Below are 23633 nucleotides of genomic sequence, written 5' to 3' on the forward strand. Positions count from 1 at the left end.
CACCAGGAAGTGACTCCGCTAACGTTCGAGCCATGGACAAGGAACAGGATCTGCAGGGCCGCGTCGCACTGGTCACCGGCGCGAGTCGCGGTATCGGCAAGGCCGTGGCGGCGAATCTGCTCGCGCGGGGCGCATCGGTCACCATCACCGCGCGCAAGAAGGAGCCGCTCGACGCCGCGGCCGAGGAACTGCGCGCCGAGGTACCCGGTGCGCGCATTCTGACCATCGCGGGCAACGCCGGAGACGACGATTCACGACGCGAGACCGTCGACCGGACCGTCGCCGAACTCGGGTCGCTCGACATCCTGATCAACAACACCGGCATCAACCCGGTCTACGGGTCCCTCATGGACGCCGACCTCGACGGCGTCAGGAAGATCTTCGAGGTGAACGTCGTCGCGTCACTCGCCTACATCCAGCAGGCGCACCGAGCGTGGATGGGCGAACACGGCGGCGCCGTCGTCAACCTCGCCAGCGTCGCGGGCATCCGGTCGACCGGTGTCATCGCGGCATACGGTGCGTCGAAGGCGGCACTCATCCGCCTCACGGAGGAGCTCGCCTGGCAGCTCGGACCGTCGATCCGGGTCAACGCGGTGGCTCCCGGCGTCGTCAAGACGAAGTTCGCCGAGGCGCTCGTCGCCGGGGGCGAGGAGGCCGCGGCCGCGGGCTACCCCATGAAGCGGCTCGGAACTCCCGAGGATGTCGCCGAACTGGTCGGCTTCCTGGTATCCGACGCCTCGTCGTGGATCACCGGAGAGACGGTGCGCGTCGACGGCGGACTGTTGGCGACGGGGTCCCTCTGACCGACGTCCTGGTCCTCGGGGCCGGCCCGTCCGGCCGTGCTGCGGCTCACCGCTGCGCGCGAGCGGGCGCGTCGGTGACCTTGATGGATCCCCATCCCGATCGGCGGTGGATCAACACCTACGGGACGTGGGCGGACGAGATGCCCGGCTGGGTACCCGCGTCCGTCCGCGCGAGCACAGTCGACTCCCCCGTCGTGATCGGCGAGCGACGTCACGTGGTGGGTCGCAGCTACACGGTCCTCGACACCTCGCGGCTCCAGGACTCCCTGACCCTCGACGGGGTGACGGTCGTCGCGGCGCACGCGGCGGCCGTCGACTCGCGATCGGCGACCACCGCCGACGGGACCGTCGTGACGGCCGGAACAGTCGTCGACGCCCGCGGTTCGGCCATCGGACCGGGGATACCCGAACAGACCGCCTACGGGATAGTCGTCGATTCCGACGTCGCGGCCCGGACCATGGACGATGCGCCCACGTTGGTCATGGACTGGCGTCAGGACAACGGTTCGGTGGTCGGTGCGACCCCGTCCTTCCTCTATGCGGTCCCGCTCGGCGACGGCTCGGTACTGCTCGAGGAAACCTGTCTGGTCGGCCGACCGGGCCTGCCGTTCGGCGAGCTGTCGCGTCGACTCACGGTTCGGCTGGAAGGCCGCGGACTGTCCCTCACGGGCGACGAACCGGTCGAACGAGTCCGCTTCGCGATGCGTCCGCCGGCAATCACCGTCCCGAGGGTGTTGACCACGGGCACGCGGAGCCCCGCTCTGCACACGGCCACCGGATACAGCGTGGCGGCGTCGCTCCGGCGCGCCGACGCCATCACCGGCGCAGTCCTGACCGGAGGCCGCGTCGACACGGTCCGGTCCCGCACCGTGAATCGGCTGAGGTCCATCGGCGCCGATGCGCTGCTCGATCTTTCCCCGAGCGCGATCGCGACGTTCTTCGACACCTTCTTCGACATGAGCGACGCGTCGCAACGCGCCTACCTGTCGTCCGACGACGACGTGACCGGCATGTCGCGCGCCATGCTGACGGTGTTCTCGCGCATCGACCACGCGGACAGACGGGTCATTCTGGGGGCGGTCCGGCGCACCGCGATGTCGGCACTTCCGGGCATGCGGTCACACTCGGGGTGACGGGTGGTGGAAATGTGACCGCGCGTGGCCCAAGATTGGACACATGCGATCGATCTGGAAAGGCGCCATCGCCTTCGGCCTGGTGAACGTGCCGGTCAAGGTGTACACCGCCACCGAGGACCACGACATCAAATTCCACCAGGTCCACGGCAAGGACGGCGGGCGCATCAAGTACGACCGCAAGTGCTCGGTCTGCGGCGAGTCGGTCCAGTTCGCGGACATCGACAAGGCCTACGAGTCGCCGGACGGTGACCGGGTCGTCCTGACCGATCAGGACTTCTCCACGCTCCCCGCAGCGGAGAAGCACGAGATTCCGGTACTCGAGTTCGTGCCCACCGAGCAGATCGACCCCATCCTCTTCGACAAGAGCTACTACCTCGAACCGGACTCCACCTCGCCGAAGGCGTACGTCCTGCTGCGCGAAACGCTGGCCGAGACCGATCGCACGGCGCTGGTGCACTTCACTCTCCGTCAGAAGACGCGATTGGCTGCGCTGCGTGTTCACGAGAACGTGCTCATGATCCAGACATTGCTGTGGCCCGACGAGGTCCGCGCGGCCGAGTTCTCGTCCCTGGACGACGTCACCGCTCCCCGGCCCCAGGAGCTGAAGATGGCCGGTGCGCTCGTCGAGAGCATGTCCGGTGACTTCGACCCGTCCGAGTACACCGACGACTACCAGATCGAGCTCCGCAAGGTGCTCGACGAGGCGATCGAGAACGGTGGCGAGAAGGTCATTCACGCCGAACGCGACGACGACGCGGACTCCGGCGAGGACGCCGAGGTGGTCGACCTCGTCGCCGCGCTGCAGCGCAGCGTCGAAGCGGCCGGTCGCTCCGGCAAGGGTCGCAACGACACCTCGGGCGGCGAGTCGTCGAAGGCTCCGGCCGAGAAGGCACCCGCCAAGAAGGCTCCGGCGAAGAAAGCAGCCGCGAAGAAGGCTCCCGCCAAGAAAGCACCCGCCAAGAAGACCGCGGCGAAGAAGGCCGACTCGCAGGAGCAGCACCGCAAGGGTGCCTGACGACGATTCCGCCCCGACGTGCACGCGAGCACGACCTTCACAAACGCGGCGCCCTGAATCCGTGTGGCTCACAACGCAGAACACGGTTGGTCACCCGAGCGACGCTCCTACTGTCGTCGTAGAAGAAATCGTGCGTCGTCATCGCACACGCGCACAACTACTCGGGGGAGTCACATGTTCGACGACTACACGTTCACCACCGTTGCCAACGACGGCCACCTCGTCAGCCCTGTCGTTCCGCTGACAGCCGACGCACCGTCGTTGCTGTTCTCCCGGAAGTACGCGGACATCGCCGCACTCAGCGCCGGCTCTCCGGAGCTTCTGCGGCCGGTCATCGACCCGGCCACCGTGGAACTCGTGCAGCAGATGGCCGCCCCGGCCGCGGAGGTCGCCCTCGTCTTCGGCGCGAACGGATTCGTCGGCGCTCACCTCGTCGCCGAACTGTCGACGCGTCCCGGGGTGACCCGCGTCTACGCCGGCGTGCGGTCCGCAGGCGACTCCACCGCGGTGGAGCGGTTCTACGAGACGGTCGAGAACTATTCGATCACCGCGATCGACCGATCGAAGATCGTCGTTCTCGAGGCGGTGCCGACGCGGTCGCGGTTCGGTCTGGACGAGGACACCTACCTCGAACTCCGCGGAACCGTCGACCAGGTGTTCAACTCGGCCAGCTCGACCGACTACGACTCCTCCTACGTCGAACTGCGCCAGGACTGGTTCGAGAGCCTCCTGCGTGTCGTCCAGTTCACCCTCGAGGACCGTCGCAAGCATCTGACGTACATGGGGTCGATCGGCGCCTTCATCTACACCAGCCCCGAGGACTTCCAGCGACCCGATTCCTGGTGGTACTCCGGCTACTGCCAGATGAAGTGGATCAACGGTGAACTGCTCGGGTGGCTCGCACGCGACGGCGTCGCGTCCGTGACCCTGGCGCAGTCCCCCTACGTCCTGGGCAGCACGACGGTGGGTAAGGACCCGGGTCGCGTGTACAGCTTCTGGCGCGCCATCGAACTCGCGAACGCGGTCGGAGTCATGTGGGACGGACCGGGCATGAACTACGCGCCGGTCGACGTTCTCGCGCGCGTGCTCACCGACAACGCACTCGGCGACGACACGATGCATCACCTGGTGCCGTCGAATCCCGTGGAGTACAGCAACGCGGTGATCGCGAACGCACTCGGACTGAAGCTGGTGCCGTGGACGGAGTTCAAGGCGATCGTCGACAGCAAGGTCCCCGTCGAGAGGACCGCATCCCTGCTGGGCTCCGATGTCAACGACCTCATCCGGCGGTCCAACGCCCCGTCGCGTATGCCGGCAGGTTTCGACGGATCGACGTGGGATCACGACGCGTTGTTCGCGCTCTACCTGTCGAAGATCCAGTTCCGTCACGCCGGCACCCGGACGCGGCTGGTCACTGCGTGACGGTGCGCCCCACTCCCCGGCCGGCACGCGCCGGCCGGGTGCCCCCTCAGCCGATCTTCCTCGAGGCGGGCCTGCGCTACCGCGTACGCGTGTTCGCCGGCGACTTCGTCGAGTTCACGTTGGGCCTTCTCTACTACGTCGCCCTGGGCACACTCGGACTGGCGGCTGTCGCGATCGACAGCGTCCTCCGCACACGGCTCTACGAGGCGTTCATCGCCCTCGTCGAGCGCATCGATCACGGAAAGAGCGCCTCGTGACGCCCCGATTCCCCTCAGTGGGGGTCCTCGGATCGGCCGCCGCCGCGCTCCTCGTCGGCGGCTACTCGTATTGGCGGACCGCGGCCTTCCTACGTGACCCCGACCGCACACCACCGGCAGACCCGTCGTCGATCGTGTCGGCGGCAGACGGCTACATCACGTACGTCAAACGGGTCGAGCGCGGCGAACTGCCCATCGCCGTGAAGAAGCGACGCTCCATACGGTTGTCCGAGTACGCGGGCGTCGAGTCCGATGCCAGCGGGTGGCTGATCGGGACATACATGACGGAGCACTCCGTCCACCGCAACCGCGCCCCCGTCGGAGGGACAGTCGTGCTCCGTGAACATCGTGGCGCCGCCCCGTTCAACAGGTCGATGGCCCGCATGACGGCCAATCTGGTGTTGCACCGCACCCCGTACGACGAGGGTTGCGACTACTTGCTGACCAACGAACGCCTCACCATCGGCATCCGTCACGACGCCGGTTCCACGGTCTTCGTCACTCAGATCGCAGACCTGTGGGTCGACCGGATCGTCGCCCACACCGACGTCGACTACCGACTCGAGCGCGGCGAACAGTACGGCCTCATCCGATTCGGCTCCCAGTGCGACGTGTTCCTGCCCGACGACCTCCTCGACGGCGACGACGCGATCCTGGTCCGACCCGGCCAGTACGTGTGGGCCGGGGAGTCGGTGGTGGCCCGCGCTCGCGTCCAGGCACACGCACAGGTACTCGGAGGAGTGTCATGACAACGAAGACCGACACGGCCGTCGGCACGGTCACCGTGACGCCCGTCCGTTCTCGACGGGACTGGGCGGCGTTCTCGAAGGTCCCCTTCGTCGTGTACGCGTCGGATCGCAACTGGATCCCCGGCGACATCGCGGACGTCGGCACGATGTTGCGGAAGCCGTCGGAGAAGACGAGCGGTCGCATGACCAGCCAGGCTTTCCTCGCCTACCGCGGCTCGACGCTGGTGGGGCGCATCGCCGCCATCGCCGACCTGGTGTTCATCGCCCACTACGACGAACCCACGGCGTACTTCGGGTACTTCGAATGCCTCGACGATGTCGAGGCCGCACACGCGCTGCTCGATGCGGCAGCCGAGTGGGCCACTGCGAAGTCGTTGACCACTTTGGTGGGCCCGATGAGCCCGTCGCTGTTGTGGAGCGCGGGAATAGTGGTGCACGGCAACGACATTCCGCCGTTGGTCGGCATGCCGCACAACCCGCCGTACTACGCCGAGCTCGTCGAGAGCTGGGGCATGACGAGCGTCAAGGAGTTCCACAGCTTCTATCACGACGATCCGCACAGCTTGGTCCAGACGAAGCCGTTCGAACGCAAGTACGCGATGGGCCAGCGGTGGAAAGCTCGGTCGTCGGTGACCATCCGACCGATGAACGACGCCACCTTCGACGAGGACGTCGAGAAGCTGCGCGTGCTCTACAACTCGGCGTTCAGCTCGTTCTGGGGATTCACCCCGGTCGAACCCGACGAGATCCAGGAGCTGGTCGCGACGATGCGACCCATCCTCGACCGCGACATAGTGCTCTTCGCCGAGCTCGACGGCAAGGTGGTCGGTTTCGTCATGGGCATTCCCGACGTCAACAAGGCTGCGCTCGGAGCGGTGCGCTCACGCTTCGGCATCCTGCGAGATCTTCACACCATCGCACGATGGCGTGGGCCCGGCGGTCGCAAGCACCGTACGCACGTTCGTCTTGACATGATGTTCGTCGATCCCGAGTGCCCGGACAAGGGCACCTCGGCGTTGCTGATATTCGAACTGTTCCAGCGCATCCACGACCGCGGATACAACTCCATCGAAGCTGCACCGGTACTCGCCGACGGCGGCTGGTTCCGCTCGGTGCGGGCGTCCTACCCGGTGGACCCGAGCAGGACGTACCGCATCTTCAGCAAGACGATCAGACCGTGAATCCGAGGGCGCGAAGCTGTTCGCGTCCGTCGTCGGTGATCTTGTCCGGACCCCACGGCGGCATCCAGACCCAGTTGATCTTGAGTTCCTCGGCCAGCCCGCTCCGCACCAAGGCCGTGCGGCTCTGATCCTCGATCACGTCGGTCAGCGGGCACGCCGCGGACGTGAGCGTCATGTCCAGTGTCACCACTGCCGCGTCGTCGATGGAGATCCCGTAGACGAGACCCAGGTCGACGACGTTGATGCCCAGTTCGGGGTCGACGACGTCACGCATGGCCTCCTCGAGGTCCTCGATGACGGAATCGGGCGCCGCTGCGCTGCTGTCGGTATCGGTCATGATCGTCCTCCACTGTTCGCGTGCTCGTCCTGCGTCTCCACAGTACGAACAACGGCGTCCTTGAATGCCATCCATCCGAGCAGCGCGCATTTCACGCGTGCCGGGTACTTCGCCACGCCCGCGAAGGCGATGCCGTCACCGATGACGTCCTCGTCACCCTCGACGGTTCCACGGCTGCCGACCATCGCCGAGAAGGCATCGACCGTCGTCAACGCGTCCTCGACGGTCAGACCGACGACCTGGTCGGTGAGCACCGACGTCGCGGCCTGGCTGATCGAACATCCCTGCCCGTCGTACGACACGTCCTTGACGACTCCGTCGACCAGGTCGACTCGCAGGGTGACCTCGTCACCGCAGGTGGGATTGACGTGATGCACCTCGGCGCCGAACGGCTCACGCAGACCGCGGCCGTGCGGATGCTTGTAGTGATCCAGGATCACTTCCTGGTACATCTGTTCCATTCTCATGCGGCACCACCGGTGACACCGAAGAACGACTGCGCGGTACGGATCGCGGCGCCGAGAACTCGCACCTCGTCGACGGTGTTGTACACCGCGAACGACGCACGTGCGGTGGCGGCGACTCCGAAGCGACGATGCAGCGGCCAGGCGCAGTGATGTCCCACGCGGATGGCGACACCTTCGTCGTCGAGGATCTGCCCGAGATCATGAGCGTGGATGCCGTCGACGACGAACGAGACGGCCCCACCGCGATCGCGGGTGTCCGTCGGGCCGATGATGCGCACCCCGTCGATACCGCCGAGTTCGGCGAGTGCCGCCTCGGTGAGGGTGTGCTCGTGGGCGGCGACCGCATCCATGCCCAGGGCGTTCAGGTAGTCCACGGCAGCACCGAGACCGACGACCTGCGACGTCATGGGCACCCCGGCCTCGAAGCGCTGAGGAGGAGCGGCGTACGTGGTCTGCTCCATCGTCACCGTCTCGATCATCGAGCCACCGGTGATGAACGGAGGCATCGCGGCGAGCAGGGCGGCCTTGCCGTACAGGACACCGACACCCGACGGACCGAGCATCTTGTGGCCGGAGAACGCCGCGAAGTCCACGTCCAGCGCCGCGACGTCGACCGGCATGTGCGGCACCGACTGGCACGCGTCGAGCACGACGAGGGCACCGACGGCGCGGGCGCGCCGGACGATCTCCTCCACAGGTGCCACGGCGCCGGTCACGTTGGACTGGTGCGTGAACGAGACCACGCGGGTCCGCTCGGTCAGCTCAAGCGAATCGAGGTCGATGCGACCGTCGTCGGTGACTCCGTACCACCGCAGCGTCGCGCCGGTACGACGAGAGAGTTCCTGCCAAGGAACGAGATTCGCGTGATGTTCGAGCTCGGTGATCACGATCTCGTCGCCCGGACGCAGCGATCGGTCGAACCGATCGTCGCCCAGGACGTACGTCACCAGGTTCAGCGATTCGGTGGCGTTCTTCGTGAACACGATCTCGTCCGGCTGCGCTCCGACGAACGCGGCGATGGCCGCGCGAGCACCCTCGTACGCGTCGGTGGCTTCCTCGGCGAGCTGGTGCGCACCTCGGTGAACCGCGGCATTGCACGTGGTCAGGAAGTGGCGCTCCGCGTCGAGTACCTGAACGGGGCGCTGCGAGGTCGCGCCGGAATCCAGGTACACGAGAGGCTTCCCGTCCCGGACCGTGCGGCCCAGGATGGGAAAGTCCTCACGCAGCCGCGCGACGTCGAGCGTCCCGACTGTCGCGGCGGCCGTCATGCGCCCGCGGTGGTCTTCGTGAAGCGCTCGTACCCGTTGGTCTCGAGCTCGTCGGCCAGTTCCGCGCCGCCGGACTCGACGATGCGGCCGGCCGAGAACACGTGGACGTGATCGGGCGTGATGTAGCGCAGGATGCGGGTGTAGTGCGTGATCAGCAGGATGCCGCCGTTCTCGCGCTCCTTGTACCGGTTGACGCCCTCCGACACGACACGCAGCGCGTCGACATCGAGGCCCGAGTCGGTCTCGTCGAGGATGGCGATCTTCGGCTTGAGCAGACCGAGCTGCAGGATCTCGTGGCGCTTCTTCTCACCACCGGAGAAGCCTTCGTTGACACTGCGCTCGGCGAACTTCGGGTCGATCTCGAGCTCGGTCATCGCCTCTTTGGCTTCCTTGACCCAGTGGCGCAACTTCGGGGCCTCGCCGCGCACGGCGGTGGCGGCGGTACGCAGGAAGTTCGACATCGAGACGCCGGGCACCTCGACCGGGTACTGCATGGCCAGGAACAGGCCGGCGCGAGCGCGCTCGTCGACGGACATGTCGAGAACGCTCTCACCGTCGAGCATGATGCTGCCCGAGGTGACGCGGTACTTGGGGTGGCCTGCGATCGCGTAGGACAGCGTGGACTTGCCGGAGCCGTTGGGGCCCATGATCGCGTGCGTCTCACCGGACGAGACCGTGAGGTTCACACCCTTCAGGATCTCGATCGGCTGCGAAGCGTCGTCGGTGTTCGCGACGTCGACGTGCAGATCGCGGATTTCGAGAGTGGACATGAAGTTCCTTGCCTGTCGGAAATGGTGACGAGAGTGTGGGGGGTCGAGCGATCAGACGCCGGTGATGGCGAGTTCTGCTTCGACCGCGTCGGACAACCGTGTGCGGATCGACTCGACGGGAATCTTGGCGATGATGTCGTGGAAGAACCCACGCACCACGAGCTTGCGCGCCTGATCCTCGGGGATACCGCGCGACCGCAGGTAGAAGAGCTGCTCGTCGTCGAACCGTCCGGTAGCACTCGCGTGCCCGGCGCCGGCGATCTCCCCTGTCTCGATCTCGAGGTTCGGCACGGAATCCGCGCGCGCACCGTCGGTCAGGATCAGGTTGCGGTTGAGCTCGAAGGTGTCCGTGCCCTCGGCCTTCGCGCCGATGACGACGTCGCCGATCCACACCGTGCGCGTGTCGGGCTTCTTCGACGTGGGGTCACCCTGCAGCGCGCCTTTGTAGACGACGTTCGACTTGCAGTTGGGCGCCGTGTGGTTGACCAGCAATCGCTGCTCGAGGTGCTGACCGTCGTCGGCGAAGTACAGGCCGAGCAGTTCGGCGTCGCCGCCCGGACCGGTGAAGTTGACGGTCGGGGTGAGCCGCACCAGGTCTCCACCGAGACTGACCGAGAAGTACCGCAGGACACTGTCGCGTCCGACCGAGGCGTGATGCGACGCCACGTGCACGGCGTCGTCGTCCCACTCCTGCAGCGCCACGACCGTGAGCTGTGCGCTGTCGGCCACGAGGAACTCGACGTTCTCGGCGTAGGTGCCGCCGCCGCGCTGCTCGAGCACGACGGTGGCGCGAGCGAACGCCTCGACCCGGATCTGGAGGTGTCCGTAGGCGACCGAGTCGGCGCCGGGGCCGTCGACCGTGATGGTGAGAGGCTCGGAGAGCTCGGCCTCACCGGCGACGGTGACGATGGTGGCGGACTCGAACGACGAGTAGGCCTGCGCCGCGACACGGTCGGCGGGCACGCCGGCCTTGCCGAGACGCTGGTCCTCACGACCGACGGTCTCGACGCGCACCGACTCCGGAGCGTCGGACACCGTCACACGGGCGGTACCGGTCGCTGTCGCCGACCCGTCGTGCAGACCGCGGAGTCGACGCAGCGGCGTGAAACGCCAGATCTCGTCGCGACCGGACGGGATCTCGAACGCCTCGACGTCGTACGACGAGAACTGCGCGCCCTTGTTGGCGACGATCTCACGCTTGTTCTCGCCGACGACGGCGCCGATCACGCCGGCAGAGCCGGTGGTGACATCACTGTGGGGCGAGGTCATCCGACCGATCCCTCCATCTGCAGTTCGATCAGGCGGTTGAGTTCGAGGGCGTACTCCATGGGGAGTTCCTTCGCGATGGGCTCGACGAAGCCGCGGACGACCATGGCCATCGCCTCGTCCTCGGTGAGCCCGCGGCTCATCAGGTAGAAGAGCTGATCGTCGCTGACCTTGGACACGGTGGCCTCGTGGCCCATCGTCACGTCGTCCTCGCGGATGTCGACGTACGGGTAGGTGTCGCTGCGGCTGATCTGGTCGACCAGCAGGGCGTCACACTTGACGGTGGAGCGAGACCCGTGCGCGCCCTTGTTGATCTGGATCAGACCACGGTAGGACGTGCGGCCGCCGCCGCGTGCCACGGACTTGCTGACGATGTTCGAGGACGTGTTCGGCGCGAGGTGCAGCATCTTGGACCCGGTGTCCTGGTGCTGACCCTCACCGGCGAACGCCACGGACAGAACCTCGCCCTTGGCGTGCTCGCCGGTCATCCAGACTGCGGGGTACTTCATGGTGACCTTGGAGCCGATGTTGCCGTCGATCCACTCCATCGTCGCGCCGGCCTCTGCCTTGGCGCGCTTGGTCACCAGGTTGTAGACGTTGTTCGACCAGTTCTGGATGGTGGTGTAGCGGCACCGACCACCCTTCTTGACGATGATCTCCACGACGGCGGAGTGCAACGAGTCGGACTTGTAGATCGGCGCGGTGCATCCCTCGACGTAGTGCACGTAGGCACCCTCGTCGACGATGATGAGCGTCCGCTCGAACTGGCCCATGTTCTCGGTGTTGATGCGGAAGTACGCCTGGAGCGGGATGTCGACGTGGACGCCCGGGGGCACGTAGATGAAGGATCCACCGGACCACACGGCGGTGTTCAGCGCCGAGAACTTGTTGTCGCCGGCCGGGATGACCGAGCCGAAGTACTCCTTGAAGATCTCCGGGTGCTCACGCAGGCCCGTGTCGGTGTCCATGAAGATGACACCCTGCTCCTCGAGGTCCTCACGGATCGAGTGGTAGACGACCTCGGACTCGTACTGAGCCGCGACACCGGACACGAGGCGCTGCTTCTCCGCCTCCGGGATGCCGAGACGGTCGTACGTGTTCTTGATGTCCGCCGGCAGGTCGTCCCAGGTCGCAGCCTGCTTCTCGCTGGAGCGCACGAAGTACTTGATGTTGTCGAAGTCGATGCCGTCGAGGTTCGAACCCCAGTTGGGCATGGGCTTGCGGTCGAAGGTCTTCAGGGCCTTCAGTCGCGTCTCGAGCATCCACTCGGACTCGCTCTTCTTCTGCGAGATGTCACGCACGACGGCCTCGGAGAGCCCTCGCTTCGCGCTCGCGCCGGCGACGTCGGAGTCCGACCAGCCGTAGCCGTACGTACCGAGCGAGGCGATGGTCTCGTCCTGCGTGAGTGTCGCGGGCACCGTGGGGGTCACCTGGTCTGGTGTGACGGTCATGCGGGCTCCTTCCGGAGGCGATCGAGCGTGAGACTGACTGTGGGGTCGGTGGCGGTGTCGTCGTGTGCAACTTCACCTGGTGCAACACCGACGTCGTCGTCGGTATTGCCTGAATCGGGGGTCGACGGTGTGCGAAGGGGCACATGTGTCGTGCACGCGCAATCGCCGTTGGCGATGGTCGCGAGGCGCTGGACGTGCGTTCCGAGGAGGTCGGCGAAGGCTTCCCTCTCCGCGGTGCACAGTTCCGGGAACTCGGCGGCGACGTGCGACACCGGGCAATGGTGCTGGCAGATCTGGACGCCGTTCCCGACCGGCCTGGTGGAGGCGGCGAATCCGGAGTCCGTCAGCGCCTCGGCGATGGCATCGGCCGTGCGTGACACCGAGTCGTGCGACGAGGTGTCCGCGGGCTCGACGTCGGCGACAATGGACTGGATGCGACGACGCGCGAAGGTGCGGACCGCGTCGTCGCCTCCGATCTCCCGGAGGTGACGCATGGCGGCGCCGGCCAGGTCGTCGTACGAGTGCCCCAGCCGCGATCGTCCTCGAGCGGTGAGCGAGAACATCTTGGCCGGTCGGCCACGAGTGCGGGAGCCGGGCCGCGGAGTCATGGTGACGCGCGCGTCGCCCGCGTCGATGAGAGCATCGAGGTGCCTGCGCACACCGGCCGCGCTGATCCCGAGCCGGGAACCGACGTCGGTCGCGCTGATCGGCCCCTCCTCCAGCAGAAGGGTGATGACCGACGAGCGCGTGCGCCCCTCGGCGGCGACCGCGGATCCGGCTGCGGACGTGACCGACGCGACGTCGTCGCGGGCGCCTGCGCGCTCGCTGGAACGTTCGGTAGTCGTTTTCACAACACCAGTGTGACCGAATTACCGGACAGGTTCCAGCAAGGGCACCCTGGGTCGACGGACGCCGCCCTCGCACGCGCGCGACTCGGGCGTTGTGGTGGCGGTGACCGAGGTGTCGATACGCTTCGCCCTGTGCCCCCCTCCGACGACGTCGTCCCGGTGACGGAGTCGCGCGTCGCGCAGTCGGCGCGGACGACCCGGACGACGGTCGTTCGCGTGACGCGCCGCGTCCTCGGCATCGACGGCTCCCCGCGCAGCGACCGTGTCGCGTTCCTGCACGACAACGAACCCGACCGTCCAGGACTGAACGCCGCGGAAGAGCGCGACCTGAGCCACATCCGCCGATTCGGTGCGACCGGAGCCGCGATGATGGCGCTCGGCGCTCTGGGGGCCGGCGCGCAACCCGTCCTGCAGAACCCCGTCCAGGGCGTCCGCGTCCTGGGCCTGTTCGCGCGCGCACTCCCCGCCGCGCTGACCGTCACGATGATCGGCACGGCGATCGTCGTGCTCGCGTGGCTCCTGCTCGGCCGGCTCGCCGTCGGATCGTTCGGTGCGGGCTCGTCGCCGCGACGTCTGTCCAGGTCGCAGCTCGACCGGACTCTCGCATTGTGGATCGTTCCCCTGTGCGTCGCTCCCCCGATGTTCAGCAAGGACGTCTACTCGTACCTGGCGCAGAGCGAGATCACGGCCCGTGGCCTCGATCCGTACTCCATCGGACCGCAGGCCGCGCTCGGTGTCGACCACGTGCTGACCCGGACGGTTCCCAACATCTGGCGCGACACCCCGGCGCCGTACGGGCCCTTCTTCCTGTGGATCGGGCGGGGAATCACCGCGATCACCGGCGACAACATCGTGGCCGGCATCTTTCTTCACCGCATCGTCGCCCTGGCCGGAGTCGTCCTCATCGTGTGGGCGCTGCCCAGACTCGCGGCCCGGTGCGGGGTATCGAGCGTGGCGGCACTGTGGCTCGGCGCCGCGAACCCGTTGCTGCTGTTCCATCTGGTCGCCGGGATCCACAACGAGGCGGCCATGCTCGGCCTGATGCTCGCCGGCCTCGAGATCGCCTTCCGGGCCATCGAGTCGGCCGGCCGGACCGGACCGATGAATCGACGGGAGATCGGACTGCTTCTCGCCGGGGCGGCGATCATCGCGTTGTCCGCGACCATCAAGATCCCGTCGATCCTCGCCCTGGGCTTCGTCGGCATGGCGCTGGCACGACGGCGCGGCGGCAGGGCGCGCGACGTCGCCGTCGCCGCGGCGGTGCTCGGGGCCGTCACCCTGGTGGTGTTCCTCGCGGTGAGCACGGCGAGCGGCCTCGGATTCGGATGGCTGGGCACCTTGAACACGGCCAGTGCCGTACGCAGTTGGATGTCGTTGCCCACACTTCTCGGTCTCGCGACCGGAGGTGCCGGGGTGCTTCTGGGTATCGGCGACCACACCACTGCCGTGCTGTCGCTGACCCGTCCGATCGCATCGTTCGTCGCGGCCGTGATCATCGTCCGGATGCTCGTCTCGGTGCTTCTCGGACGGTTGCATCCGATCGGTGCTCTCGGGGTGTCGCTCGGCGCTCTGGTGCTGCTCTTCCCCGTCGTCCAGCCCTGGTACCTGCTGTGGGCCGTCACTCCGCTGGCGGCCTGGGCCACCCGGCCCGCGTTCCGCGTGCCCGTCATCGTATTCTCCGCCTTCGTCTCTCTCATCGTCATGCCGACGGGAGGCGAGGTGCAGCCGTTCGTGATCGTGCAGGCGGCCGTGGCGACGGTTCTGACCGTCGCCCTGATCATCGCCGCGACCAGAAGAATCCTTCCGTGGAGAGCACGCGACGGGGCGGCGGCGTCCGAGCCCTCCGCGGACGCCTACGCTGGATCATCGTGACCTCGCGACCCGCCTCCCCACCCTCGTCCGGTTCGTCCGCGACGCTGACGCCTGCGGTGTCGCTCACGAACGTCGTCCGCCACTTCGGATCGACGACGGCGGTCGACGGTCTCGACCTGACTCTCCACCGCGGCCGCGTGCTCGCTCTGCTCGGTCCCAACGGCGCCGGCAAGACGACGACCGTCGAGATGTGCGAGGGGTTCCTCTCCCCCGACTCCGGCGACGTCCGCGTGCTCGGGCTCGATCCCGTCGGAGACGCGGAGCGTGTCAAGCCCCGCATCGGTGTGATGCTCCAGGGCGGCGGCGCCTACCCGGGCTCCCGTGCAGGCGAGATGCTGAACCTGGTCGCGTCCTACTCGGCCGATCCGCTCGACCCGACGTGGTTGATGGCGCAGCTCGGTCTCACCGATGCAGTCCGTACCCCGTACCGACGCCTGTCCGGCGGACAGCAGCAGCGCCTCTCCCTTGCCTGCGCGCTGGTGGGACGACCGGAACTCGTCTTCCTGGACGAGCCCACCGCCGGACTCGATGCGCAGGCGCGACTTCTGGTGTGGGACATGATCGACGCCCTCCGCAGGGACGGCGTCAGCATCCTGCTGACCACCCACCTGATGGACGAGGCGGAACAGCTTGCCGACGATCTGGTGATCATCGACCACGGCCGCGTCGTGGCGTCGGGGACACCGACGGAACTCACGCGGCGCGGTGCCGAGGGGCAGCTGCGGTTCTCCGCACCGGCCGGACTCGATCTCTCGTTGTTGCAGATGGTGCTGCCCGAGGGCTTCGACCCCGTCGAGAGCTCGCCGGGGTCCTATCTGCTCGAAGGAACCATCGACCCCCAGGTACTGGCGACGGTGACCTCGTGGTGTGCTCGACTCAACGTGCTGGCCACCGATCTCCGCGTGGAGCAGCGCAGCCTCGAGGACGTGTTCCTCGATCTGACGGGGCGGGAACTGAGAGGGTGAGCGTGACATCACGGTCCGAACGCACGACGGACAGATTCGAACCGGGGACGTTCACACCGAATCCGCAGGCGGCGCCTCGCGGTCGCATGCTCGCGGCGCAGTCCCGACTCGAACTCGTCCTGCTCCTCCGCAACGGTGAGCAGTTGCTGCTCACCATGTTCATCCCGGTCACGTTGCTCATCGGTCTGACACTTCTGCCGTTCGGCGACTTCGGCTCCGAGCGCGTCGGAACAGTCGTTCCCGCCGTGATGATGGTCGCCGTGATGTCGACGGCCTTCACCGGTCAGGCCATCGCTGTGGGCTTCGATCGACGCTACGGCGCCCTGAAAAGACTGGGGGCGACCGCTCTGCCGAAGTGGGGCGCGATCGCGGGCAAGTCGATCGCCGTCCTGATCGTCGTCGCCGCGCAGTCGGTTCTGCTGGGTGTCATCGGGCTCGTCCTCGGATGGCGTCCGACGCCGGGCGGGCTGCTCCTCGGGGCCGTCGTCATCGCCCTGGGCACCGTGACGTTCGCGACGATGGGCCTGCTTCTCGGCGGAACACTTCGCGCGGAGATCGTGCTCGCTCTGGCCAACATCGCGTGGTTCGTGATGCTCGGTATCGGCAGTGTGATCTTCGCCGACGACTCGCTTCCCGGGGCCGTGCGGATGATCGCGCGTCTCGTGCCGTCGGGCGCGATGGCGGAAACACTCGAGCAGGCCGTGGTGGGGCGCGTGGACCTGTTCGGCGTCCTCGTGCTTGCCGTGTGGGCCGCGGTGTGCGGGTTCTGGGCCACCCGCAAGTTCTCCTTCACCTAGGCGAACCGTCCGGCCGGACGCGGGCCAACTACACCGTGTAGGACTCGGCGTCTACGATCGAGTCGTGCTTTCTCGTGCGTTCCTGTCCCTGGTCGATCGCCTGCCGCTGCCCTCCGTGCGCGTGCAGCGGATCATCGCGTTCGTCGTGATCGTGACCCAGGGCGGCATCTCTGTCACCGGCGCCATCGTGCGCGTCACGGCATCCGGGCTGGGGTGCCCCACGTGGCCTCAGTGCTTCCCCGGCAGCTTCACGCCCGTGGGGGTGTCCGAGGTACCGGTGCTGCACCAGGCGGTGGAGTTCGGCAACCGCATGCTGACATTCGCTGTCGTGCTGACAGCCGCGGCGATCGTGCTCGCCGTCATCCGCGCACGGCGTCGGCGCGAAGTGGTCGTCTACGCGTGGCTGATGCCCGCCGGAACGGTGCTGCAGGCCGGCGTCGGCGGAATCACCGTGCTCACCGGCCTGCTGTGGTGGACGGTCGCCGTGCACCTGATCATCTCGATGCTGATGGTGTGGCTGGCGACTCTGCTGTTCCACAAGATCGGCGAGGCCGACGACGGTGTGTCCGTGCCGTCCGTTCCGGCTCCCCTGCGGTGGCTGACAGTTCTGTCCGCGGTCCTGCTCACCGGTGTTCTGGTGGCGGGCACGATGGTCACCGGAGCCGGACCGCACGCCGGCGACGCGGACGTGGCGCGACTCGAGGTGGAGATCGTCACCCTCGTGCATCTGCATGCGGAACTACTGGTCGGCTACCTGGCCCTGCTCGTCGGACTGACCTTCGGCGTCTACGCGGTCAGCCCCTCGGGAGCGACTGCCGTGAAGAAGCGGCTGCACATCCTGATCGCGCTGGTGGTTGCGCAGGCGTCGGTCGGCATCGTCCAGTACTTCACCGACGTGCCTGCCGCGCTGGTGGCGGTGCACGTCGCGGGAGCCGCCGCGTGTACCGCGGCGACCGCTGCGGTCTGGTCGGCATCACGTCACCGGGAGTCCATCCCGGCACCCGACGCCGAGAACGTGCGACCCGAGCACGTTCGCTGAGCGGTCCCTACTGGCCGTTGCGGGCCTTCGGGAACTTGGTCTGGCCCGCGACCCAGCCGGCCATCTGCGCGAAGTGACCCTTGCGGGGGGTGACGATGCTCGTCAGTTCGCGATCCCACTCGCCGATCGTCACCGACTCCAACGAATCCACCACCGCGTGCGCGATCGCGAGATCGGCGGCGACGCGGTCCCCCAGGACGCCGTCCTCACCGACCAGCGTGATGCGAACGCCTGCGCGCCCCAGGGGCTGCAGCACGATCGTCGCCGAGCCGCCGTGGGCGGCGACGAACGACTCGATGGACGACACCAGACTCGACGGTGGTGCAGCCGTCTCGGTGCTCATGCCGGACGAGCCCTTGGGTGCGTTCTCGATGCTCTCGGTACTCATGCCGTGAGAATACCCGGTGCCTCCGCCGCACTCCTACCCATCGGTAACCTCGTGTCCCGTCCCCCGCGTCCGCGCCGGTAGTGCAAGACTCCGGTGATGCGAGCAGTGGTGATCACCAGGACCGGCGGACCCGACGTTCTCGAGTACACCGAGGCCCCCGATCCACGTCCCGGCCCCACCGACCTCCTCGTCCGAGTGCAGGCCGCCGGCATCAACTACATCGACACCTATTTCCGGAGCGGGGCCTACCCCCGAGAATTGCCGTACGTTCCCGGCGACGAGGGCGCCGGGGTCGTCGAGGAGATCGGATCCGACGTCACCGACATCCGGGTCGGTGACCGGGTCGCATGGGCCAGCGCGCCCGGTAGCTACGCCGAACTCGCGGTCGTGCCCGTGGCCGCGGCCGTCCCGGTTCCCGACGGCGTCGATTTCCCTCGAGCAGCGTCGGTGCTGCTGCAGGGGATGACGGCGCATTACCTCGTCGAGTCGACCTACGCGGCCGTGTCCGGGGACACCGTGCTGGTGCACGCCGGGGCCGGCGGAGTCGGGTTGCTGCTCACCCAGCTCGCGGTCGCGAAGGGGGTCGAGGTGATCACGACCGTCTCGTCGGACGACAAGGACGCCTTGTCCCGCGACGCGGGAGCGTCCCATGTCCTGCGGTACGACGACGACATCGCAGCCCGGGTACGCGACATCACCCGTGGCGAGGGGGTGGCGGCGGTCTACGACGGCGTCGGCAGGACGACCTTCGACGCAAGTCTCGACAGCGTGCGGATCCGCGGCACCGTCGCCCTGTTCGGGGCGGCCAGCGGACCGGTTCCGCCGGTCGACCCTCAGCGGCTCAACAAGGCCGGATCGGTATTCCTGACTCGGCCGACCCTCGCCCACCACATTCGCGACCGAGCCGAGCTCGAGTGGCGCGGTGGGGCCGTCATGGGCGCCGTCGCGAACGGGACGTTGTCGGTGCGGGTCGAGCACCGCTACCCGCTGGCGGAGGCCCGCCGGGCGCACACAGATCTCGAAGCACGCCGAACCACGGGCTCCTTGGTTCTGGAGCCCTGAGTCACGGCTGTCAGGAGAAGAACTGCGACACGGTGTTCATGCCGAGCACCGAGTCGACGGCCAGGCCGATGAAGACGACGGCCAGGTAGTTGTTCGACTGGAGGAACAGACGCAGCGGCTTGACCGGCTCGCCGCGGCGTACACCCGCGTAGAGCTGGTGGGCCATCAGGAGGAACCAGGCGCCCGCGACGAGTGCCACCGCGGCGTACACGACGCCCGCAGCGGGGACCAGCGCGGCGGTCGCGGCGACGGTGAGCCAGGTGTAGATGACGATCTGCCGTGTGACGACCTGCTCGGTGGCAACGACGGGAAGCATGGGCACACCGGCTGCGGCGTAGTCGTCCTTGTAACGCATGGCCAGGGCCCAGGTGTGCGGCGGCGTCCAGAAGAAGATGACCAGGAACAGCACGACGGCTTGCCAGCCGACGGTTCCGGTGACCGCCGACCATCCCACCAACGCCGGCATGCAACCCGCAGCACCGCCCCAGACGACGTTCTGCGAGGTCCGACGCTTGAGGCCCATCGTGTAGACGAACACGTAGAACAGGATGGTCACGACGACGAGAACGCCGCTGAGCAGGTTCGCGGCCCACCACAACCAGGCGAACGACGCGATGCCGAGCAGTGTGCCGAAGACGAAGGCGTGCGACGTGGGCACTGCCTCACGGGCGAGGGGACGGCGCGCCGTGCGCTTCATGACCTTGTCGATATCGGCGTCGACGACGCAGTTCAACGTGTTCGCGCTGGCTGCACCCATCCAACCGCCGAACAGTGTGGCGAAGAGCAGAGGCAGGTCCACCGAGCCACGATCGGCCAGCAGCATCGTGGGGATGGTGGCGACGAGGAGCAACTCGATGACACGAGGCTTGGTCAGTGCGATGTAGGCGCCGGCCCGCGCGAGGAGTCGTCCCGGGAGCGTCGTGGGCGCCGGAGACGAGTCCGCGGCCGGACTGTCGGCGAACCCGTGTCCGCTCGGGCTCTGCCGCATCCCCACTCGAATCTCCCTCACACGACCTGCGCTTCACCACCGAACAGGTGGCGCTACTACAAGCGATGGTAGACGCCGCCTGTGTCATCACCCCAATCGGCGGGTAGTCCTGAGGTCGGAGTCACCACGACGATCTGCGCGGGCGTTGCTCGTACGAGTCGGCGGGGGGTCCCCGACGGAACTAGGCTGGGCCCCGAACCGGGTATCTCCGACGGATCCGTCGGGGAACTAGGCTCCACCCGCGGACGATGCGATCAGTCGCGCCGTTCGCACGCAGGTACTGGCCACACACCCCGACAGTGTCAGGAGATTTCCGCTCGTGTCGATCACAGACGACATCACCGTTCTCACCAGCGCTCACCATCCGAGCGACTGGACCGATCTGGACACGCGGGCGGTGGACACTGTTCGAGTGCTCGCGGCCGACGCCGTGCAGAAGGTCGGCAACGGCCACCCCGGTACCGCGATGAGCCTCGCGCCTCTCGCCTACACGCTCTTCCAGCGCACCATGCGCCACGACCCCACCGACACGACGTGGATCGGTCGCGACCGGTTCGTGCTCTCGTGCGGCCACTCGAGCCTCACCCTCTACATCCAGCTGTACCTCGGCGGCTTCGGGCTCGAACTGTCCGACCTCGAGGCGCTGCGTACGTTCAAGTCGAAGACTCCGGGCCACCCCGAGTTCCGCCACACCAAGGGCGTCGAGATCACCACCGGCCCGTTGGGGCAGGGCCTGGCCTCCGCCGTCGGCATGTCGATGGCGTCGCGCCGCGAACGTGGACTCTTCGACCCGGAGCCCGCCCTCGGGGAGAGCCCGTTCGACCACTTCATCTACGTCATCGCCTCCGACGGCGACATCGAGGAGGGCATCACCTCCGAGGCGTCGTCGCTGGCCGGTACGCAGCAGCTCGGCAACCTGATCCTGTTCTACGACGACAACAAGATCTCCATCGAGCACTCGACGGACATCGCCCTGTCCGAGGACACGGCCAAGCGCTACGAGGCCTACGGCTGGCACGTCCAGGTCGTCGAGGGCGGCGAGAACGTCACCGCCATCGAAGAGGCTGTCGAGGCCGCGAAGGCCGTCACCGACAAGCCGTCGATCATCGTGCTGCGCACCATAATCGGCTTCCCCGCGCCGACGATGATGAACACCGGCGCAGTGCACGGCGCGGCACTCGGCGACGACGAGGTCGCCGCGGTCAAGAAGGCACTCGGCTTCGATCCGGACAAGACCTTCGAGGTCACCGACGAGGTCATCGCGCACACCCGCTCGTTGCAGGAGCGCGGACGTGCGGCGCACGCTGCCTGGACCGAGCAGTTCGATGCCTGGGCGGCACGTGAACCCGAGCGCAAGAAGCTGCTCGACCGCCTCACGGCGGAAGAGCTGCCCGAGGGCTGGTCGGACGTCCTCCCCACCTGGGAGCCGGGAAGCAAGGCCGTCGCCACGCGTGCCGCATCCGGTGACGTGCTCAGTGCCGTCGCGCCCGTGCTGCCCGAGCTGTGGGGCGGCTCCGCCGACCTGGCCGGCAGCAACAACACGACGATGAAGGGCGCGAAGTCGTTCGGCCCCACGTCGATCTCCACCGACGACTGGGACGCCGAGCCGTACGGGCGCACCCTGCACTTCGGTATCCGTGAGCACGCCATGGGCGCGATCCTGTCCGGCATCGTCATGCACGGACCGACGCGCGCCTACGGCGGCACGTTCATGCAGTTCAGCGACTACATGCGCCCGGCCGTCCGACTCGCATCGCTGATGGACATCGACCCGATCTACGTCTGGACTCACGACTCCGTCGGTCTGGGCGAGGACGGCCCGACCCACCAGCCGGTCGAGCATCTCGCTGCGTTGCGGGCGATCCCGAACCTGTCCGTCGTCCGTCCCGGTGACGCCAACGAGACCGCACACGCATGGCGCGCCGTGCTGGCGAAGTCATCGAGCAGCGGCCCGGTCGGTCTGGCGCTGACGCGTCAGGGCATCCCCGTGCTCGAGGGCACCAGCTACGAGGGCGTGTCCAAGGGTGGCTACACCCTGGTCGAGTCGTCGAAGGCTGCTCCCGACGTCATCCTGATCGCCACCGGATCCGAGGTGCAGTACGCCGTCGAGGCCCAGAAGCTGCTCGAGGCGCAGGACATCGCCGCGCGCGTGGTCTCCATGCCGTGTGTCGAGTGGTTCGAGAGCCAGGACCAGAACTACCGCGACCAGGTGCTGCCGCCCACCGTCAAGGCACGCGTCTCGATCGAGGCCGGCATCGCGATGCCGTGGTACAAGCTCGTCGGCGGTTTCGGCGAGATCATCTCGCTCGAGCACTTCGGCGAGTCCGCCGACGCAGCCACGCTGTTCCGCGAGTACGGATTCACGGCCGAGGCCGTGGTCGCCGCCGCGCAGCGCTCCATCACCAATGTGAAGGGATAACCGCCATGACCCAGAACAAGAATCTCGCAGATCTGTCGGCCGCCGGAGTGTCCGTGTGGCTCGACGACCTCTCACGTGACCGCATCTCGTCCGGCAACCTGACCGAGCTGATCGAGGGCAAGTCGGTCGTCGGTGTCACCACGAACCCGTCGATCTTCCAGGCTGCGCTCAGCAAGGGCACCGCCTACGACGATCAGGTCAACGAGCTCGCGGCCCGCGGCGCCGACGTGGACGCGGTCATCCGCACCGTCACCACCGACGACGTCCGCAACGCGTGCGACATCTTCGCACCCGTCTACGAGGCGTCCAACGGTGTCGACGGCCGCGTGTCCATCGAGGTCGATCCTCGCCTGGCGCACGAGACCGACAAGACCGTGGCGCAGGCGATCGAGCTGTGGAAGATCGTCGACCGCCCCAACGTCCTCATCAAGATTCCCGCGACCGAAGCCGGCATTCCCGCGATCGCCAAGGTCATCGGCGAAGGCATCAGCGTCAACGTCACGCTGATCTTCTCGGTCGAGCGGTACGAAGCCGTCATGAACGCGTACCTCGAGGGACTCGAGTCCGCCAAGGCCGCCGGACATGACCTGTCCTCGATCCACTCGGTGGCATCGTTCTTCGTCTCGCGCGTCGACACCGAGATCGACAAGCGTCTCGATGCCATCGGCACCCCCGAGGCCACCGAGCTGAAGGGCAAGGCCGGACTGGCCAACGCGCGCCTCGCGTACGTCGCCTACCAGCAGGTCTTCGAGGTCGGCTCGCGGTTCCAGGGCCTCCTGGAAAGCAATGCACGTCCGCAGCGCGCGCTGTGGGCCTCGACCGGCGTCAAGGATCCGACGCTCCCCGACACCCTGTACGTCACCGAACTCGTCGCACCCAACACGGTGAACACGATGCCGGAGAAGACCATGGACGCGGTGGCGGACCACGGTGAGATCACGGGCGACACGATCTCGGGCAAGGGTCCCGAGTCGCAGGCCGTGTTCGACGCGATCAGCGCCCTCGGCATCGACCTCACGGACGTGTTCCTCGTCCTCGAGAACGAGGGTGTCGAGAAGTTCGAGAGCGCCTGGGCCGAACTCAACGAGGCCACTCGCCAGCAGCTCGATCAGGCACAGAGCAAGAGCTGACAC

The 23633-nt window shown here is 67.4% G+C and carries 23 protein-coding genes; 14 read left to right on the plus strand and 9 right to left on the minus strand.

The features are described from left to right. The first annotated feature begins 32 nt into the window (after positions 1 to 32). The 7 genes from RU01_RS10895 (at position 33) to RU01_RS10925 (ending at position 6563) form a co-directional block, all read left to right on the plus strand. On the plus strand, positions 33 to 803 hold the full coding sequence (locus RU01_RS10895; protein WP_042574583.1) for an SDR family oxidoreductase: 771 nt from the start codon (positions 33 to 35) through the stop codon (positions 801 to 803). Beyond that, entirely contained in the window at positions 743 to 1936 is a 1194-nt protein-coding gene (locus RU01_RS10900) for a lycopene cyclase family protein (RefSeq protein WP_197074744.1), read from the plus strand. The genes RU01_RS10895 and RU01_RS10900 overlap by 61 nt, the downstream gene beginning before the upstream one ends. Positions 1937 to 1979: 43 nt before the next feature. Then, the gene (gene ku, locus RU01_RS10905) at positions 1980 to 2954 is read left to right on the plus strand and encodes a non-homologous end joining protein Ku (protein ID WP_042574584.1); all 975 of its coding nucleotides are present in this window, start codon (positions 1980 to 1982) and stop codon (positions 2952 to 2954) included. A gap of 174 nt (positions 2955 to 3128) precedes the next feature. After that, on the plus strand, positions 3129 to 4376 hold the full coding sequence (locus RU01_RS10910; RefSeq protein ID WP_082043044.1) for an SDR family oxidoreductase: 1248 nt from the start codon (positions 3129 to 3131) through the stop codon (positions 4374 to 4376). Beyond that, entirely contained in the window at positions 4373 to 4633 is a 261-nt protein-coding gene (locus tag RU01_RS23155) for a hypothetical protein (RefSeq protein WP_197074749.1), read from the plus strand. Before RU01_RS10910 ends, RU01_RS23155 begins: the two co-directional genes overlap by 4 nt. After that, positions 4630 to 5382: a phosphatidylserine decarboxylase gene (locus RU01_RS23160; protein ID WP_052493238.1), complete on the plus strand. Its 753-nt coding sequence runs from the start codon at positions 4630 to 4632 to the stop codon at positions 5380 to 5382. The genes RU01_RS23155 and RU01_RS23160 overlap by 4 nt, the downstream gene beginning before the upstream one ends. Continuing rightward, positions 5379 to 6563: a GNAT family N-acetyltransferase gene (locus RU01_RS10925; RefSeq protein ID WP_042574586.1), complete on the plus strand. Its 1185-nt coding sequence runs from the start codon at positions 5379 to 5381 to the stop codon at positions 6561 to 6563. The genes RU01_RS23160 and RU01_RS10925 overlap by 4 nt, the downstream gene beginning before the upstream one ends. Here the strand turns inward: RU01_RS10925 and RU01_RS10930 are convergent. From RU01_RS10930 to RU01_RS10960, 7 genes are read right to left on the minus strand one after another with little or no spacing between them, the layout of a single operon-like run. Beyond that, positions 6553 to 6900, minus strand: a complete 348-nt coding sequence (locus tag RU01_RS10930; RefSeq protein ID WP_042574587.1) for a metal-sulfur cluster assembly factor — start codon at positions 6898 to 6900, stop codon at positions 6553 to 6555. The two genes, RU01_RS10925 and RU01_RS10930, sit on opposite strands and share 11 nt — an antisense overlap. After that, entirely contained in the window at positions 6897 to 7367 is a 471-nt protein-coding gene (sufU, locus tag RU01_RS10935; protein WP_042574588.1) for a Fe-S cluster assembly sulfur transfer protein SufU, read from the minus strand. The genes RU01_RS10930 and sufU overlap by 4 nt, the downstream gene beginning before the upstream one ends. Next, positions 7364 to 8635: a cysteine desulfurase gene (locus tag RU01_RS10940; RefSeq protein WP_042574589.1), complete on the minus strand. Its 1272-nt coding sequence runs from the start codon at positions 8633 to 8635 to the stop codon at positions 7364 to 7366. The genes sufU and RU01_RS10940 overlap by 4 nt, the downstream gene beginning before the upstream one ends. Beyond that, positions 8632 to 9405, minus strand: a complete 774-nt coding sequence (gene sufC, locus RU01_RS10945) for a Fe-S cluster assembly ATPase SufC (protein ID WP_042574590.1) — start codon at positions 9403 to 9405, stop codon at positions 8632 to 8634. Before sufC ends, RU01_RS10940 begins: the two co-directional genes overlap by 4 nt. A gap of 51 nt (positions 9406 to 9456) precedes the next feature. After that, on the minus strand, positions 9457 to 10674 hold the full coding sequence (gene sufD, locus RU01_RS10950) for a Fe-S cluster assembly protein SufD (RefSeq protein ID WP_042574591.1): 1218 nt from the start codon (positions 10672 to 10674) through the stop codon (positions 9457 to 9459). Then, positions 10671 to 12122 carry a Fe-S cluster assembly protein SufB gene (sufB, locus tag RU01_RS10955; RefSeq protein WP_042574592.1) on the minus strand — a complete coding sequence of 484 codons (1452 nt, stop codon included), beginning with the start codon at positions 12120 to 12122 and terminating at the stop codon, positions 10671 to 10673. Before sufB ends, sufD begins: the two co-directional genes overlap by 4 nt. Beyond that, positions 12119 to 12973, minus strand: a complete 855-nt coding sequence (locus RU01_RS10960) for a helix-turn-helix transcriptional regulator (protein ID WP_082043045.1) — start codon at positions 12971 to 12973, stop codon at positions 12119 to 12121. The genes sufB and RU01_RS10960 overlap by 4 nt, the downstream gene beginning before the upstream one ends. 213 nt (positions 12974 to 13186) lie before the next feature. On the opposite strand from RU01_RS10960, the gene mptB reads away from it, so the two are divergent. The 4 genes from mptB (at position 13187) to RU01_RS10980 (ending at position 17643) form a co-directional block, all read left to right on the plus strand. Further along, positions 13187 to 14842, plus strand: coding sequence for a polyprenol phosphomannose-dependent alpha 1,6 mannosyltransferase MptB (gene mptB, locus RU01_RS22850; RefSeq protein ID WP_156148882.1), 1656 nt, complete (start codon positions 13187 to 13189; stop codon positions 14840 to 14842). Further along, positions 14839 to 15807: an ABC transporter ATP-binding protein gene (locus RU01_RS22855; protein WP_442970495.1), complete on the plus strand. Its 969-nt coding sequence runs from the start codon at positions 14839 to 14841 to the stop codon at positions 15805 to 15807. Before mptB ends, RU01_RS22855 begins: the two co-directional genes overlap by 4 nt. Positions 15808 to 15809: 2 nt before the next feature. Next, entirely contained in the window at positions 15810 to 16604 is a 795-nt protein-coding gene (locus RU01_RS10975; RefSeq protein ID WP_042574593.1) for an ABC transporter permease, read from the plus strand. A gap of 64 nt (positions 16605 to 16668) precedes the next feature. Continuing rightward, a complete protein-coding gene (locus RU01_RS10980; protein WP_042574594.1) occupies positions 16669 to 17643 on the plus strand; it encodes a COX15/CtaA family protein in 975 nt (324 codons plus the stop codon). A gap of 7 nt (positions 17644 to 17650) precedes the next feature. On the opposite strand, the gene RU01_RS10985 is transcribed toward RU01_RS10980, so the two are convergent. Further along, on the minus strand, positions 17651 to 17986 hold the full coding sequence (locus RU01_RS10985; protein WP_042574641.1) for a hypothetical protein: 336 nt from the start codon (positions 17984 to 17986) through the stop codon (positions 17651 to 17653). Between the two features lie 141 nt (positions 17987 to 18127). Between RU01_RS10985 and RU01_RS10990 the strand changes: the two genes are divergently transcribed. Next, a complete protein-coding gene (locus tag RU01_RS10990; protein WP_042574595.1) occupies positions 18128 to 19093 on the plus strand; it encodes a quinone oxidoreductase family protein in 966 nt (321 codons plus the stop codon). Between the two features lie 10 nt (positions 19094 to 19103). Here the strand turns inward: RU01_RS10990 and RU01_RS10995 are convergent, their stop codons facing one another. After that, the gene (locus RU01_RS10995) at positions 19104 to 20093 is read right to left on the minus strand and encodes a heme o synthase (protein ID WP_042574642.1); all 990 of its coding nucleotides are present in this window, start codon (positions 20091 to 20093) and stop codon (positions 19104 to 19106) included. A 307-nt stretch (positions 20094 to 20400) separates the two neighbouring features. On the opposite strand from RU01_RS10995, the gene tkt reads away from it, so the two are divergent. Further along, entirely contained in the window at positions 20401 to 22500 is a 2100-nt protein-coding gene (gene tkt / locus RU01_RS11000) for a transketolase (RefSeq protein ID WP_042574596.1), read from the plus strand. Between the two features lie 5 nt (positions 22501 to 22505). Beyond that, positions 22506 to 23630 (plus strand): transaldolase, encoded by a 1125-nt coding sequence (tal, locus tag RU01_RS11005; RefSeq protein WP_042574597.1) that lies wholly within the window; start codon positions 22506 to 22508, stop codon positions 23628 to 23630. The last annotated feature ends 3 nt before the right edge of the window (positions 23631 to 23633 follow it).

This window comes from Rhodococcus sp. MEB064 (assembly GCF_000834565.1).
GTDB lineage: Bacteria > Actinomycetota > Actinomycetes > Mycobacteriales > Mycobacteriaceae > Rhodococcoides.

Coding starts and splice junctions, on each gene's coding strand:
- RU01_RS10910 (WP_082043044.1), top strand. CDS start 3,129: ATGTTCGACGACTACACGTTCACCACCGTTGCCAACGACGGCCACCTC.
- RU01_RS10925 (WP_042574586.1), top strand. CDS start 5,379: ATGACAACGAAGACCGACACGGCCGTCGGCACGGTCACCGTGACGCCC.
- sufU (WP_042574588.1), bottom strand. CDS start 7,367: ATGAGAATGGAACAGATGTACCAGGAAGTGATCCTGGATCACTACAAG.
- sufC (WP_042574590.1), bottom strand. CDS start 9,405: ATGTCCACTCTCGAAATCCGCGATCTGCACGTCGACGTCGCGAACACC.
- RU01_RS10940 (WP_042574589.1), bottom strand. CDS start 8,635: ATGACGGCCGCCGCGACAGTCGGGACGCTCGACGTCGCGCGGCTGCGT.
- sufD (WP_042574591.1), bottom strand. CDS start 10,674: ATGACCTCGCCCCACAGTGATGTCACCACCGGCTCTGCCGGCGTGATC.
- tal (WP_042574597.1), top strand. CDS start 22,506: ATGACCCAGAACAAGAATCTCGCAGATCTGTCGGCCGCCGGAGTGTCC.
- RU01_RS10985 (WP_042574641.1), bottom strand. CDS start 17,986: ATGAGCACCGAGACGGCTGCACCACCGTCGAGTCTGGTGTCGTCCATC.
- sufB (WP_042574592.1), bottom strand. CDS start 12,122: ATGACCGTCACACCAGACCAGGTGACCCCCACGGTGCCCGCGACACTC.
- ku (WP_042574584.1), top strand. CDS start 1,980: ATGCGATCGATCTGGAAAGGCGCCATCGCCTTCGGCCTGGTGAACGTG.
- RU01_RS10990 (WP_042574595.1), top strand. CDS start 18,128: ATGCGAGCAGTGGTGATCACCAGGACCGGCGGACCCGACGTTCTCGAG.
- RU01_RS10895 (WP_042574583.1), top strand. CDS start 33: ATGGACAAGGAACAGGATCTGCAGGGCCGCGTCGCACTGGTCACCGGC.
- RU01_RS10930 (WP_042574587.1), bottom strand. CDS start 6,900: ATGACCGATACCGACAGCAGCGCAGCGGCGCCCGATTCCGTCATCGAG.